Source organism: Rhizobium leguminosarum, from assembly GCF_019798305.1.
Lineage (GTDB): Bacteria > Pseudomonadota > Alphaproteobacteria > Rhizobiales > Rhizobiaceae > Rhizobium > Rhizobium leguminosarum_U.
Map to the genome: position 1 here is coordinate 178,792 of NZ_JAAXDD010000007.1, position 13,684 is coordinate 192,475.

A 13,684-nucleotide genomic window follows, 5' to 3' on the forward strand; every position below is an offset into this window, starting at 1 on the left:
GGAAGGGGTTGGCAAGTCCGCAGCGGACATTACGCCAAAGCTTCAGAGGATCAAGGTTGTCGCCGGCGACACATCACGGAAATTGAACTACGCAATCAATAAACAAAATAACACGGCGTGCCGTAATTTTATTTCGTCATCGTCGCTATATAGGCAATCTTCCGTCGCAAATTGACGTTTTTTGACTGAGCGCTCTTGCAGAGCCGAATGCTTTCTGGCATAGAACTGATGAATTAGGACAGTGTTACTGTCCTAATTTGGCCTTTATGACCGAAGAGGCGCCGAAAGCCCTGGAACAGACCGGCTTTCACGCTATAGTTCTTCCGAGCGTCAAGCCTCAAGGGGCGGCGCGCGGAGGCGAATGGCAGGCGCGGAACGCGACGGTTTGCTTTCCTTTAAAGCAGATGTCTGCGGCCGATCTTCACAATGCAACAGCGCTGTCATGCGCCGAACCTATCTTCGGGTTGCGGCGCGAGACGAAAAGCCGCCCGCGGCCGCGCGGGCTTCGACAGGAGGAAAGATGATGACGAAGACGCCATCCATGGAAGTTGACCGGTTTGCTGCTGCAGAGCTGCGCGCGACGGCCAATATCTCCAAATCCGCCTCCGGCCTGCCGAAGAAACAGGGCCTCTACGATCCGCGCAACGAACATGATGCCTGCGGCGTCGGCTTCGTCGCGCATATGAAGGGCCAGAAGTCGCACCAGATCGTCAAGGATGGCCTGTTCATCCTCGAGAACCTGACGCATCGCGGCGCCGTCGGCGCCGATCCGCTGATGGGTGACGGCGCCGGCATCCTGGTGCAGATCCCCGACCGATTCTTCCGCGAGGAGATGGCCGAGCAGGGCATCACCCTGCCGCCGGTCGGCGAATATGGCGTCGGCCATATCTTCATGCCGCGCGATGAAAAGCAGATCGAGCACTTCAAGAAGGTGATCAAGGACGTCATCACCGAGGAAGGTCAGGTCTTCATCGGCTTCCGTGACGTGCCGGTCGACAATTCCTCGCTCTCCAAGGCGCCGGCCATTGCCGCAACCGAGCCGCATCATGTGCAGGTCTTCATCGGCGCCGGCGAGGATGCCGAAAGCAACGACGAGTTCGAGCGCCGGCTGTTCACGCTGCGCAAGGTGATCTCCAACCGCATCTATGATGAATTCGACGGCGAGGAGAGTAATTTCTATCCGGTGTCGCTATCGTCGGCGACGGTGGTCTACAAGGGCATGTTCCTGGCCTATCAGGTCGGCGTCTATTACAAGGACCTGTCGGACCCGCGTTTCGAAAGCGCGGTCACCCTGGTGCATCAGCGCTTCTCGACCAACACGTTTCCATCGTGGAAGCTCGCGCATCCCTATCGCATGGTCGCCCATAACGGCGAGATCAACACGCTGCGCGGCAACGTCAACTGGATGGCGGCGCGCCAGGCGTCGGTCTCCTCGCCGCTGTTCGGCGAGGACATCTCCAAGCTCTGGCCGATCTCCTACGAGGGGCAGTCGGACACGGCCTGCTTCGACAATGCGCTCGAATTCCTGGTGCGCGGCGGCTATTCGCTGGCGCATGCAGTGATGATGCTGATCCCGGAAGCCTGGGCCGGCAACCAGTCGATGGCGGCTGAACGCAAGGCCTTTTACGAATATCATGCGGCGCTGATGGAGCCCTGGGACGGGCCGGCTGCCGTCGCCTTCACCGACGGCAAGCAGATCGGTGCGACGCTCGACCGCAACGGCCTGCGGCCGGCGCGTTATCTTGTCACTAATGACGACCGCGTCATCATGGCGTCCGAAGCTGGCGTGCTGCCGGTTCCGGAGGAGAAGATCATCCAGAAGTGGCGCCTGCAGCCGGGCAAGATGCTGCTGATCGATATGGAAGAAGGCCGCATCATCTCCGACGACGAGGTGAAGTCGCAGCTGGCGACGGCGCATCCCTATCGCAGCTGGCTCAACCGCACGCAGCTCATCCTCGAAGACCTGAAGCCGGTGGAACCGCGGGCGCTGCGTCGCGACGTGTCGCTGCTCGACCGCCAGCAGGCCTTCGGCTACACGCTCGAGGATACACGCATCCTGATGTCGCCGATGGCGACGACGGGCCAGGAGGCGATCGGCTCGATGGGCACGGATACGCCGATCTCGGCGATGTCGGAAAAGCCGAAGCTGCTCTACACCTATTTCAAGCAGAACTTCGCGCAGGTGACCAACCCGCCGATCGACCCGATCCGCGAGGAACTGGTGATGAGCCTGGTTTCCTTCATCGGGCCGCGGCCGAACATTCTCGACCATGAGGGGGCGGCGAACGCCAAGCGGCTCGAGGTTCGTCAGCCGATCCTGACCAATGGCGATCTCGAAAAGATCCGCTCGATCGGCCATACGGAAGACCGTTTCGACACCAAGACGCTGGATTTCACCTATGATATCGAGCGCGGCGCCGAAGGCATGCCCGAGATGCTCGACCGCCTCTGCGAGCGCGCGGAAGCGGCCGTCAAGGGCGGCTACAACATCATCGTGCTCTCCGACCGCCAGATCGGGCCGGACCGGATCGCGATTCCCGCATTGCTCGCCACAGCTGCCGTGCATCACCACCTGATCCGCAAGGGGCTTCGTACCTCGGTCGGTCTCGTCGTCGAGACCGGAGAGCCGCGCGAGGTCCACCATTTCTGCCTGCTCGCCGGCTACGGCGCCGAGGCGATCAACCCCTATCTCGCCTTCGACACGTTGCTCGACATGCATGCCAAGGGCGAATTCCCGAAGGAAGTGGATGCTTCCGAAGTCGTCTACCGCTACATCAAGGCGGTCGGCAAAGGCATCCTCAAGGTCATGTCGAAGATGGGCATCTCGACCTACCAGTCCTATTGCGGCGCGCAGATCTTCGATGCGATCGGCCTGCAGTCGGAACTGATCGACAAGTATTTCTTCGGAACCGCGACAATGATCGAAGGTGTCGGCCTCGAGGCGATCGCCTCAGAAACCGTCGCCCGCCATAACGCGGCCTTCGGTACCGATCCGCTTCTTGCCACGACGCTCGACATCGGCGGCGAATATGCCTACCGCATGCGCGGCGAAAGCCATGCCTGGACGCCGGATGCGGTCGCCGCCCTTCAGCATGCCGTGCGCGGCAATGCCGAGGACCGTTACCAGGAATTCGCCGAGATGGTGAACAGCTCGGCGCTACGGATGAACACGATCCGCGGGCTGTTCAAGATCAAGAGCGCCGAAGCGCTCGGCCGCAAGCCGGTATCGGTCGACGAGGTCGAACCGGCGGCCGATATCGTCAAGCGGTTCTCGACGGGCGCAATGTCCTTCGGCTCGATCTCCAGAGAGGCGCATACGACGCTGGCGATCGCCATGAACCGGATCGGTGGCAAGTCGAACACCGGCGAAGGCGGTGAGGAATCCGACCGCTACATGCCGCTGGCCGATGGTTCGATGAACCCTGAACGCTCGGCCATCAAGCAGATCGCCTCGGGCCGCTTCGGCGTCACCACCGAATATCTCGTCAATGCCGACATGCTGCAGATCAAGGTGGCGCAGGGCGCCAAGCCCGGCGAAGGCGGCCAGCTGCCTGGTCACAAGGTCGATGCGACTGTTGCCAAGACCCGACATTCGACGCCGGGTGTCGGTCTGATTTCGCCGCCGCCGCACCACGACATCTATTCCATCGAAGATCTGGCGCAACTGATCTACGATCTGAAGAACGTCAACCCGACCGCCGATGTCTCGGTCAAGCTCGTCTCTGAAGTCGGCGTCGGCACGGTTGCCGCCGGTGTCGCCAAGGCGCGCGCCGACCACATCACGGTCGCCGGCTTCGACGGCGGCACGGGTGCGTCGCCGCTGACCTCGCTGAAACATGCCGGCAGCCCCTGGGAAATCGGCCTTGCCGAGACCCAGCAGACGCTGGTGCTGAACGGATTGCGTTCGCGCGTCGCCCTGCAGGTGGACGGCGGCCTGAAGACTGGCCGCGACGTCATTATCGGGGCGCTGCTCGGAGCCGACGAATTCGGCTTTGCCACCGCGCCGCTGATTGCCGCCGGCTGCATCATGATGCGCAAGTGCCATCTCAACACCTGTCCGGTGGGTGTGGCGACCCAGGATCCGGTGCTGCGCAAGCGCTTCAAGGGCGCGCCGGAGCACGTCATCAACTACTTCTTCTTCGTCGCCAACGAAGTGCGCGAAATCCTCGCCTCGCTGGGCTTCACCCGGCTCGACGAGATCATCGGCGCCTCGGAGCTGCTGGAGAAGGATGAGATGCTGAACCACTGGAAGGCGAAGGGCCTCGACTTCAGCCGTATCTTCCACAAAGTCGACGCTTCCAAGGAAGAGACCTTCTGGACGAGCCGGCAGAAGCACCCGATCGACGACATTCTCGACCGCGTGCTGATCGAGCAGGCGCAGCCGGCACTGACCGCCAAGACGCCCGTCGCCTTCGAGGTCGGCATCAAGAACGTCGACCGCTCGGTGGGGGCGATGCTTTCCGGCGAGGTCGCCAAGCGTTATCGCCATCGCGGTCTGAAGGAAGACACGATCAACGTGACGCTTCGCGGTACGGCAGGTCAGAGCTTCGGCGCCTTCCTGGCGCGCGGCGTTACCTTCAACTTGATCGGCGACGGCAACGACTATGTCGGCAAGGGCCTTTCGGGCGGCAAGATCATCATCAGGCCGCCGGAGAATTCGAGGATCGTCGCCGAGGACTCGATCATCGTCGGCAACACCGTGCTTTATGGTGCGACCGAGGGCGAATGCTATTTCCGTGGTGTGGCGGGCGAACGTTTCGCCGTGCGCAATTCGGGCGCGATCGCCATCGTCGAGGGTGTCGGCGACCATGGCTGCGAATACATGACCGGCGGCGTCGTCGTCGTGCTCGGCGCCACGGGCCGCAACTTCGCGGCCGGCATGTCCGGTGGCGTCGCCTACGTGCTCGATGAAACCGGCGATTTCGCCAGCCGCTGCAACATGGCGATGGTCGAGCTCGAGCCGGTGCCCGAGGAAGACGACATGCTGGAGAAGCTGCATCATCACGGCGGTGATCTCATGCACAAGGGACGCGTCGACGTCTCTGGCGACATGACGCGCCATGACGAGGAGCGCCTTTACCAGCTGATCTCCAACCATCTGCATTATACGGGCTCGGCCCGCGCCACTGAGATCCTGGACAACTGGGCCGATTACCGCCCGAAATTCCGCAAGGTCATGCCGGTCGAATACCGGCGTGCGCTCGAGGAAATGGAGCGCAGCCGGATGGGCATCGCCGCGGAATGAATTGCACCGGACATCCGTCATCTGCTGACTGCAGGTGACGGGTGACGAAAATATCTCGATGACCCGTGACGATCACGCCGACGGCGAAAGCTGTTCAGATCGCACGGATGTCTTTCAGGGGATATGGTCCAATGACGGTCAAGACAAGCAACTTGCCCCGGGTACCGGGACTGACGATAGACAGATTGGCTGCGGTGAGGCGGTCATGAGGGTAAGGGACGAAGATATGGGTAAGGTAACAGGGTTTCTGGAAATCGACCGGCAGGTGGCGAAGTACCAGCCGGCGTCGGATCGCATCCGTCATTTCCGCGAGTTCACGATCCCGATGTCGGACCCGGAAGTGCAGAAACAGGCCGCGCGCTGCATGGACTGTGGCATCCCTTATTGCCACGGCCCGACCGGCTGCCCTGTTCACAACCAGATTCCCGATTGGAACGACCTCGTCTACAACAACAACTGGGAAGCGGCGATCCAGAACCTGCATTCGACCAACAACTTCCCTGAGTTCACCGGTCGCGTTTGCCCGGCACCCTGCGAGGAAGCCTGCACGCTGAATCTCGAGGATGCGCCGGTCGCCATCAAGACGGTCGAACAGGCAATTGCAGACAAGGCCTATGAGCTCGGCTTCATCCGGCCGCAGCCGGCCACGGTCCATACCGGCAAGAAGGTCGCCGTCATCGGCTCCGGCCCCGCCGGCATGGCGGCCGCCCAGCAGCTCGGCCGCGCCGGCCACGAGGTGCATCTCTACGAGCGCGAGACCAAGCCGGGCGGACTGCTGCGTTACGGCATTCCCGATTTCAAGATGGAGAAGAACTTCATCGACCGCCGCGTCGAGCAGATGAAGGGCGAGGGCGTCACCTTCCATTGCGGCGTCAATATCGGCGTCGACGTCAAGGTCGAGCAATTGCTCGCCGATCACGACGCCGTGCTTTACTGCGGCGGCTCCGAGACGCCGCGCGAGGCGGGCATTCCGGGCACCGACCTTGCGGGCGTGCATGATGCGATGCCCTATCTGGTGCAGCAGAACCGCCGCGTCGGGCGCGAGAACATCGACAGCGTCGGCTGGCCGTCGGACCCGATCCTTGCCGGCGCCAAACATATCGTCGTTGTCGGCGGTGGCGATACGGCTTCGGACTGCGTCGGCACGGCGTTCCGCCAGGGGGCCGTCAAGGTCACCCAGCTCGACATTCGGCCGCAGCCGCCGGAGAAGGAAGACAAGCTTGCCGTCTGGCCCTTCTGGGCGACGAAGATGCGCACCTCTTCCTCGCAGGCCGAGGGCGCCGTGCGTGAATTCCAGGTGGCCACTCTTGAATTCGTCGGCGAAGACGGTGTGCTGACCGGCGTCAAGTGCTGCGAGGTCGATGAGCGCCGGCGGCCGGTTCCAGGCACGGAATTCGTCATCCGGGCCGATCTCGCCTTCATCGCCATCGGTTTCCGCGGGCCGTTCACCGGCAGCGTACTGAAGGAGCTCGACGGCAAGCTGACGCTCAACACCGACAAACGCGGCTCGACCAACGTCGTCGCCAACGACCGCGACTACAAGACTTCGGTCGACAAATTCTGGACGGCGGGCGATGTGCGCCGCGGTCAATCGCTGGTGGTCTGGGCGATCCGTGAAGGCCGCCAGGCGGCGCGCGCCATCGACGAGGAGCTGATGGGCTCGACCGTCCTGCCGAACTGAGCCTCAGCCGCACACCTTTCCGAAGACAAGAACTCCGCCCCTCCGGCGGAGTTTTTTTATAGCGCCGCGTGTTTGACAGGACGCGGGATCGACGTTCTCGAAGCGGCGAGCCGCCTCGCGCGGCCTTTTCATTTGACCGAGACTTCGGCCGGCGCCTTAACCGCAGGCAGGCGGTAATCGTCAACGCGGCCGGGAGGTGCCGGCGTCATTTCGCCCTGCTCGACCAGGAGGTCGCGCGGCGATCTCGTCAAGGCCATGGGCGGCGGCCTGGCGCCGAGAAGTTCGGCGCCGCCGTCGAGATTGGGGTCGGAGAGACTGATCGGCACGGTATGTTCGACTGGATTGGCGGGAAGGCCGAGACCGGGCAAATTGCTGGAGTCGAGGCGGACCAGATCGGGGCTTGCCTGCGTGCCGAGAAGACGCCGCGCCGGTTTTTCCACATAGAAGGCGAGCTTGCGCCGGCCGGCCTGGGTCAGGTTGATGCCGTCGGAGGTGCGCAGGCGCACCTGCTGGCCGTTCACATCCGAACCGGTGACGATGAAGTTGCCGTTTTCGTCGACGAAACCATCCCAGATATCGACGAATTCACCGCCGATGCTTTCGACCTGGTTGCGGTAGAGCTGGTTCATCTGCACGGCATCGGCCGTCATCGAATCGGATTCGAAGGCGGGAAGACCGACCCAGAGCAGCGGGATCTTGCGGCCGGTGACTTCCTTGCCGAAGGAAAGCACGCGGCGGCGATATTCGCTGAACCAGCTATCGGTGCGGAATTTTTCCTTGGCGGTGTCGGTCACCATCTGCTGACGGTCGTTGGCGCCGATCATGACGACGACCATTGCCGGCTTCAGCTCGTCGATCATCTTCGGCAGCTGTGCCGGCCAGTCGTAATAATCGTCGCGGACAAGACCTGAGGAGACGTTGCCGCGGGCTTCGACGACGACACCCGGCGAGGTCTCGAAGGCGGCGGTGAGGCCGTCGCCGAGGCCGCTGGCCAGGAAATCGCCGACGATCAGGATCTTTCGGGCGTCGCCGAGCTTCTGTACGGCCGGCTCCACCTCCTGTACGGGAGCGCGGACCGGCGGTGCAGTGCGGGTATTGACGATGGCTTTCTGCGCCGGCGGGCGTTTGCGCTGCTGGCGTCTCGGCTGCTGCACGTCAGGGGCCTGCGGGCTGTCGTCGAGATAGCGCCGGCCAAGGAAGAAATCGAAGATCGACCGGCGCTGATAGCGCTGCTCCTGGGCTTCGGCGACATGCACCGGCGCAGACACGCCAAGGCATAGCGAAGCCGCCGCCAAGGCGAGCACGAGCCAACGGATTTTACGGGTCCGATCAGTTTTCTTCGTCATGGGCAGTTCCGCATCTGCCGGCATCTTGCACGCCGGGTAGGCCAGCGTCCACTCCCGCTATTATCTAGGTCACGGTTCTGCCTGTTGTAGAGCATCATGCCGAAAAGTGTGTGGGGTTTTCGGGCGGTATCATGCCCTATTTCCTTGATTCAAATGCGGATTGAGATTTCCGGCCAGTTCGGCCGGGATCATCCCGGTCTAGCGGCGCAATGCGTTCAGAAGCGGCAAGGAGGGCTCGCCGTCCGGCTGCATGCCGATGCGCGACTGCACGGCTGATATCGCCGCCTTCGAACCCGAGCCGAAATTGCCGTCGACCTCGCCATTGTAATAGCCGAGCGTCTTCAGGCGGGTCTGCAGCTCGAATTTCTCGGTGATATCGAGGGCACCGTCCGGGCGCGGCCAGCGCTGCTGCATGCCGCCGTAGCCGGCGATCTGGTCGGCCAGCAGGCCGACGGCAAGCGCATAGCTGTCCGAGGCATTGTAGTTCTTGATGGTGAAGAAGTTGGCGGTCATCAGGAAGCCCGGGCCACTGGCCCCGGCCGGCATCTTCAGCACGGCTTTGGTGGCACTCTCGCGGAAGGCCTTGCCGTTCGGGCGGGTCAGGCCGAGTGCCGCCCATTGGGCCAGCGTATGGGTCTTGCCGGTCTGCTTGACGACTGCAGCGGGAACGACGACCTCGTAACCCCAGGTCTTGCCGGTGTCCCAGCCGTTTTTCATCAGGAGGTTGGCCGAGGTCGCCAGCGCGTCAGGCACCGAGTTCCAGATATCGCGATGGCCGTTGCCGTCGGCATCGACGGCATAAAGCAGGTAGCTTGTCGGAATGAACTGGGTGTGGCCCATGGCGCCGGCCCAGGAGCCGGTCATCTCGCGTGCCGGCACATCGCCGTTCTGCAGGATCTTCAGCGCTGCGACCAGCTGCTTCTTGGCGAATTTGGCCCGGCTCGGATCGGCATAGCCAAGCGTTGCCAAGGCGCGCGGCACGTAGTGCAGCCGGTCGTCCTTGTCGAGGACCGCGCCGTAATTCGATTCCATCGACCAGATGGCCAGCAATATGGTCTTGTCGACACCGAACCGCTGCTCGATCGCAGCGAGCGTTCTAGCGTGCTTGACGGCCATCTCGCGGCCGATCTTGACAGTATAGGGATTGACGCGGGAATCGATATAGTCCCAGATCTTCGAGGTGAATTCCGGCTGGTAGGCGGCCTTTTCGAGCACCGTTGGATCGGGCTCGCTCACCCCGGAAAAGGCCTTTTGATAGGTTGCCTTACTGATGCCACTCTGAGCGGCAGTCTGGTAAAAATCCGCGATCCATTTCTGGAAGCGGGAATCAGCTTTCGCGTTGTCGGGGACCAGTGCCACCTGGGCAGCGACAACGAGGGCGAGAGCAAGACCACGAAGGGAGTTTTTGTGATTCTGGGTCATCGACAGTCGTATCCGTCATCTTCAGTTTCTGGTGCAGCGGGGCATCATTTCCGCCCAGACCCGAGACTACAGGAACGGAGTCAACAAATTCTTTACCATGGCGATCCGCTGCGGTCACCATTTGCAAAAGAGTAGCAATTCTATACTAGTTAAAGCTAAAAAACTCCATTTCCAAAGCGATATGATCGAAGCAGGAGGCCGGGTGTGGCTCAACACAACAAAGTTCGTAAAGCAGTATTTCCGGTTGCCGGGTTGGGAACGCGATTCCTTCCGGCGACAAAGGCTGTTCCGAAGGAAATGTTGACCGTCGTCGACAAGCCAATCATTCAATATGTCGTCGATGAGGCGATCGAAGCCGGGATCGAACATCTAGTCTTCGTCACCGGACGCAACAAGCACGTCATCGAAGATTATTTCGACATTCATTTCGAGCTGGAACAGACGCTGCGCGAGCGCGCCAAGAAGGCGGAAATTACCCTTCTCGCCCAGCAATTGCCGAAGGCCGGCACAGTGAGCTTCACTCGCCAGCAGGAGCCTCTCGGCCTCGGCCACGCCGTGTGGTGCGCCCGCGAGATCGTCGGCGACGAGCCCTTCGCACTGCTGCTGCCGGATATGATCATGAAGGGCGACAAGGGCTGCATGAAGGGCATGATCGACCTCTATGCCCAGAGCGGCGGCAATATCATTGCCGTCGAGGAATGCGCGCCGGACCAGGCGCATAAATACGGCATCGTCGGCGTCGGCGAGGCGATCGGCGACGGTTTCCGCATCACCGGCATGGTGGAAAAGCCTGCCAAGGGGACGGCGCCTTCCAACTTCTTCATCAACGGCCGCTATATCCTGCAGCCTGAGATCTTCAAGATCCTCGAAACCCAGGAGCGCGGCGCCGGCAATGAGATCCAGCTCACCGACGGCATGCTGAAGCTGCTGAAGGAACAGGATTTCGCCGGCTATCATTTCCGCGGCGCAACCTATGATTGCGGCGCCAAGGACGGCTTCATCCTGGCAAACGTCGCCTTCGCCCTGGAACGCGCCGATATCCGCCCCTCCGTCGAAGGCGGCTTCAGGGAACTGCTGGCCGGCCTGAAGTAAGGATCCTGCTCAGCGCAGCTTCAAAGTGATAGAGCGCCGCGCTTCCTGTCGGACGCGCGGCGCTTCTCTTTTCCCGATGCAAGCTGCTCCCGCACTTTTGCTGGAGTTGCTCTAAAGCGCGTCGCGATCTTTCAGATTCGCTCCTCGCGCTTTAGGTCTTTGTTTTTACGCATGCCGTTGTCGCAAAACCGCGGCACACTTTTGCGCGACATGCTCTAGCGTTTCAGCTTGAGACCGACGCCGGCTCGCCATTCCTGCGAGTCGGTCCCTTCCTTGCGCGTCGTCAGCTCGTAGCCGAGTGTGCTGGTCAGATCGAGATAGCGGCTGATATTCCAGGTCAGGCCGGTTGCGGCGGTATAGACGAGCTCGTCGTTGACGGTGCTGTCCGTGGGATAATCGCGCCATATCACCCCGCCGATCATCGTCCCGACCAGATTGTCGCGCAACTGGTGAGTGACCGTCGTCGTCAGCGCGTGCGAGACGTAGCCGCTTTCGCCTGCCGTGGTCGATGGCTGGATGCTGGTCAGCAGGTCGAGATTGACATCGGTGCCGCGGATCGGCGACCAGAGCAGGCTCGCATCGAGCGTGGCGGTATCGATCGAGGACAGGCGGCTGTCTTCGAAATCCGCCATCTCGTAGCCGACACCGACTTCACCCTTCAGCTTTTCACCGAGATCGACCTCGACGCCTGCCTTGGCGCCATAGCTATGGCCGGAACGCTCGTAACCGGCGGAATCTTGCGTTTCGTCATAGACCGTGCGTCCGATGTTGGCCTCGATGAACGGGATGAGCGCGGGGGACAGTTCGTAGCCGACACGGCCACGCAACGTGCCCGTCGTCTGATTGCGGTCGCTGAGAGAGACGGTCGTGCCGTTCGAAAGTTTAGCGTCCGAATAGATCGAGCGTGTCAGCGCAAGTGCAGTCGTGCCGCGCAGGATCCCGAAATCGCGCTGGACGGAGGCGCCGGCCGAAAATTCCTGGACGTCCGACTGCTGCGCGGCGTTGGTGATCGCGTCGGGATCATCGGTGTCCTCGCGGTAGAAATTATAGCCGGCGATGAGGTGCGCCGTGGTGTCGTCGGGAAGATCGAGCCTGAGATCGCTGTTGATCTTGAAGGAGGGCTGTTCCTCACCCTCGCCGCTGACATTCTGCTGCCAAGCGCCTTCCGAGGTCAGGGTCAACTGATGCCGGCCCCAGTCCGAGGTCAGGGTCGCTGCTGCGTCGGTTTCAAGAAAGGCGCGCCGTTGCGTGGTATTGCCGTCCTTGGTGGTTTCGGTGTTGATGCTCTGGGTGACGCTCGGGCGGAGCACGAACGTGCCGATCGGGATTCCCGGCGTTTCCTCTGTCGAGGCACTTTCGGCAGCCCTGCGGCGTGGCAGTGTCTCGTCGAGCGGCGCTTCACGGGTGTTCAGCCGGCGTATGTCGTTGTCGAGGATGGAACCGGTAATGTCGTCGCCCGCTTGTGCATCCGGTATGGCGGGCCGCTGCTGGGTATCGTCCGCGTTTGCGGTCGTGCCGTTTGCCGCGGGAGCGGCGGTATCGTCATCGAAACCGGTGGCGGGTGCGGTGTTATAAGTGGTGCGATTGTCCTGGGAGGCGGCGGAGCGGCTGTTTGCCGGTTGCGACGAGGCGGATTGCGCGAAGGCTGCCGTCTGGCTGAGAAGCAAGCAGCCGAACGCAGCAAAAGAGAGGGCACGGCTCGTGGCGCGGAGCGGCGTCACACTGCTCGTCTGGTTTGGCTGGCCCATGCAATTCGCGCCTGACATGCTTTCGATTCTTACCCAAAGGTAAAGCCTCGTGGTTAATCATTCGTTGCCGGCGGCGGACGCTGTTCACAATTCGGAAAGAGCGCGGGGTGGACTTGGAAAGTGAAAAGGTCTAACGCAATTTCATGAACAGAAGAGCGATCAACCTCGTTGAAAACAGCGTGCTCGAGTCGGCAAAACGCACGATAGAGACCGAAAGACGCGGTCTTGAAGCGCTCGAACAGGCTTTTGACAATGGATTGGCCGGTCCGTTCACACGGGCCGTCGAAGTCATCGGCGACATCTCCGGACGCGTTATCGTCACCGGCGTCGGCAAGAGCGGGCATATCGGCGCCAAGCTCGCGGCGACATTCGCTTCGACCGGGACACCTGCCTTTTTCGTGCATGCGGCGGAGGCCAATCACGGCGATCTCGGCATGATCGCGCGCGATGACGTCGTGCTGGCGATTTCCAAGGGCGGCGAGAGCGCCGAACTCAAGAGCATCATTTCCTTCACGCGGCGCTTCTCCATTCCGCTGATCGCGATCACCTGCAGCGAAGGGTCCTCGCTCGCGGCCGCCGCCGATATCGTCCTTCTGATGCCGAACGAGCAGGAGGCCTGTCCCAATGGGCTGGCGCCAACGACCTCGACGCTGATGCAGCTTGCCATCGGCGACGCGCTGGCGGTGGCGCTTTTGGAGGCGCGCGGCTTTACCGCCACGGATTTCCACGTCTTCCATCCCGGCGGCAAGCTGGGCGCGAGCCTGATGCATGTCGCCGATGTCATGCATACCGGCGAGCGGCTGCCGCTCGTTGCCAAGGGCACACCGATGCCGGAGGCGATCACGGTGCTATCGCGCAAGCATTTCGGCTGCGTCGGCGTGCTGGACGAAGATGGGCGGCTGTGCGGTATCGTCACCGAAGGCGACATGGCACGCAACCTGACGCGCAATCTTTCAGAGCTTGCCGTCGACGACATCATGACGCGGACGCCGAAGACGGTGAGGCCGACGGTGCTGGCGACCGCGGCCCTCGCGCTGCTCAACCAGCATCACATCGGCGCGCTGATCGTCATCGACGACGACCGCCGGCCGGTCGGGCTGGTGCATTTCCACGACCTGCTGCGGATCGGCGTCGCCTGATCAAAGTTGTT

Annotated in this window: 7 protein-coding genes; 4 read left to right on the plus strand and 3 right to left on the minus strand. The window is 62.0% G+C overall.

Annotated elements, in window-relative coordinates:
* Positions 1–520: 520 nt before the first annotated feature.
* Positions 521–5,245 carry a glutamate synthase large subunit gene (gene gltB, locus HFO99_RS14430; protein ID WP_222361894.1) on the plus strand — a complete coding sequence of 1,575 codons (4,725 nt, stop codon included), beginning with the start codon at positions 521–523 and terminating at the stop codon, positions 5,243–5,245.
* Positions 5,246–5,471: 226 nt separating this feature from the next.
* Positions 5,472–6,926 carry a glutamate synthase subunit beta gene (locus HFO99_RS14435; protein WP_168269737.1) on the plus strand — a complete coding sequence of 485 codons (1,455 nt, stop codon included), beginning with the start codon at positions 5,472–5,474 and terminating at the stop codon, positions 6,924–6,926.
* 128 nt (positions 6,927–7,054) lie between these two features.
* On the opposite strand, the gene HFO99_RS14440 is transcribed toward HFO99_RS14435, so the two are convergent.
* Together HFO99_RS14440 and HFO99_RS14445 are read right to left on the minus strand one after the other, a co-directional pair.
* Positions 7,055–8,296 carry an SGNH family hydrolase gene (locus HFO99_RS14440; protein ID WP_205931693.1) on the minus strand — a complete coding sequence of 414 codons (1,242 nt, stop codon included), beginning with the start codon at positions 8,294–8,296 and terminating at the stop codon, positions 7,055–7,057.
* 174 nt (positions 8,297–8,470) lie between these two features.
* A complete protein-coding gene (locus tag HFO99_RS14445) occupies positions 8,471–9,694 on the minus strand; it encodes a lytic murein transglycosylase (RefSeq protein ID WP_222361896.1) in 1,224 nt (407 codons plus the stop codon).
* A gap of 204 nt (positions 9,695–9,898) precedes the next feature.
* Here HFO99_RS14445 and galU point away from each other — a divergent pair, with 204 nt between their 5' ends.
* Positions 9,899–10,786, plus strand: a complete 888-nt coding sequence (gene galU, locus HFO99_RS14450) for a UTP--glucose-1-phosphate uridylyltransferase GalU (protein ID WP_003542870.1) — start codon at positions 9,899–9,901, stop codon at positions 10,784–10,786.
* Between the two features lie 215 nt (positions 10,787–11,001).
* Here the strand turns inward: galU and HFO99_RS14455 are convergent, their stop codons facing one another.
* The gene (locus tag HFO99_RS14455) at positions 11,002–12,534 is read right to left on the minus strand and encodes an outer membrane beta-barrel protein (RefSeq protein ID WP_222361898.1); all 1,533 of its coding nucleotides are present in this window, start codon (positions 12,532–12,534) and stop codon (positions 11,002–11,004) included.
* Between the two features lie 143 nt (positions 12,535–12,677).
* Between HFO99_RS14455 and HFO99_RS14460 the strand changes: the two genes are divergently transcribed.
* Positions 12,678–13,673 carry an SIS domain-containing protein gene (locus HFO99_RS14460; RefSeq protein ID WP_221946888.1) on the plus strand — a complete coding sequence of 332 codons (996 nt, stop codon included), beginning with the start codon at positions 12,678–12,680 and terminating at the stop codon, positions 13,671–13,673.
* The last annotated feature ends 11 nt before the right edge of the window (positions 13,674–13,684 follow it).

What these genes read in the sequence shown, in the direction of transcription:
- HFO99_RS14445 (WP_222361896.1), bottom strand. Translation starts at nt 9,694, where the DNA reads ATGACCCAGAATCACAAAAACTCCCTTCGTGGTCTTGCTCTCGCCCTC.
- HFO99_RS14460 (WP_221946888.1), top strand. Translation starts at nt 12,678, where the DNA reads ATGAACAGAAGAGCGATCAACCTCGTTGAAAACAGCGTGCTCGAGTCG.
- HFO99_RS14440 (WP_205931693.1), bottom strand. Translation starts at nt 8,296, where the DNA reads ATGCCGGCAGATGCGGAACTGCCCATGACGAAGAAAACTGATCGGACC.
- HFO99_RS14435 (WP_168269737.1), top strand. Translation starts at nt 5,472, where the DNA reads ATGGGTAAGGTAACAGGGTTTCTGGAAATCGACCGGCAGGTGGCGAAG.
- HFO99_RS14455 (WP_222361898.1), bottom strand. Translation starts at nt 12,534, where the DNA reads ATGGGCCAGCCAAACCAGACGAGCAGTGTGACGCCGCTCCGCGCCACG.
- gltB (WP_222361894.1), top strand. Translation starts at nt 521, where the DNA reads ATGATGACGAAGACGCCATCCATGGAAGTTGACCGGTTTGCTGCTGCA.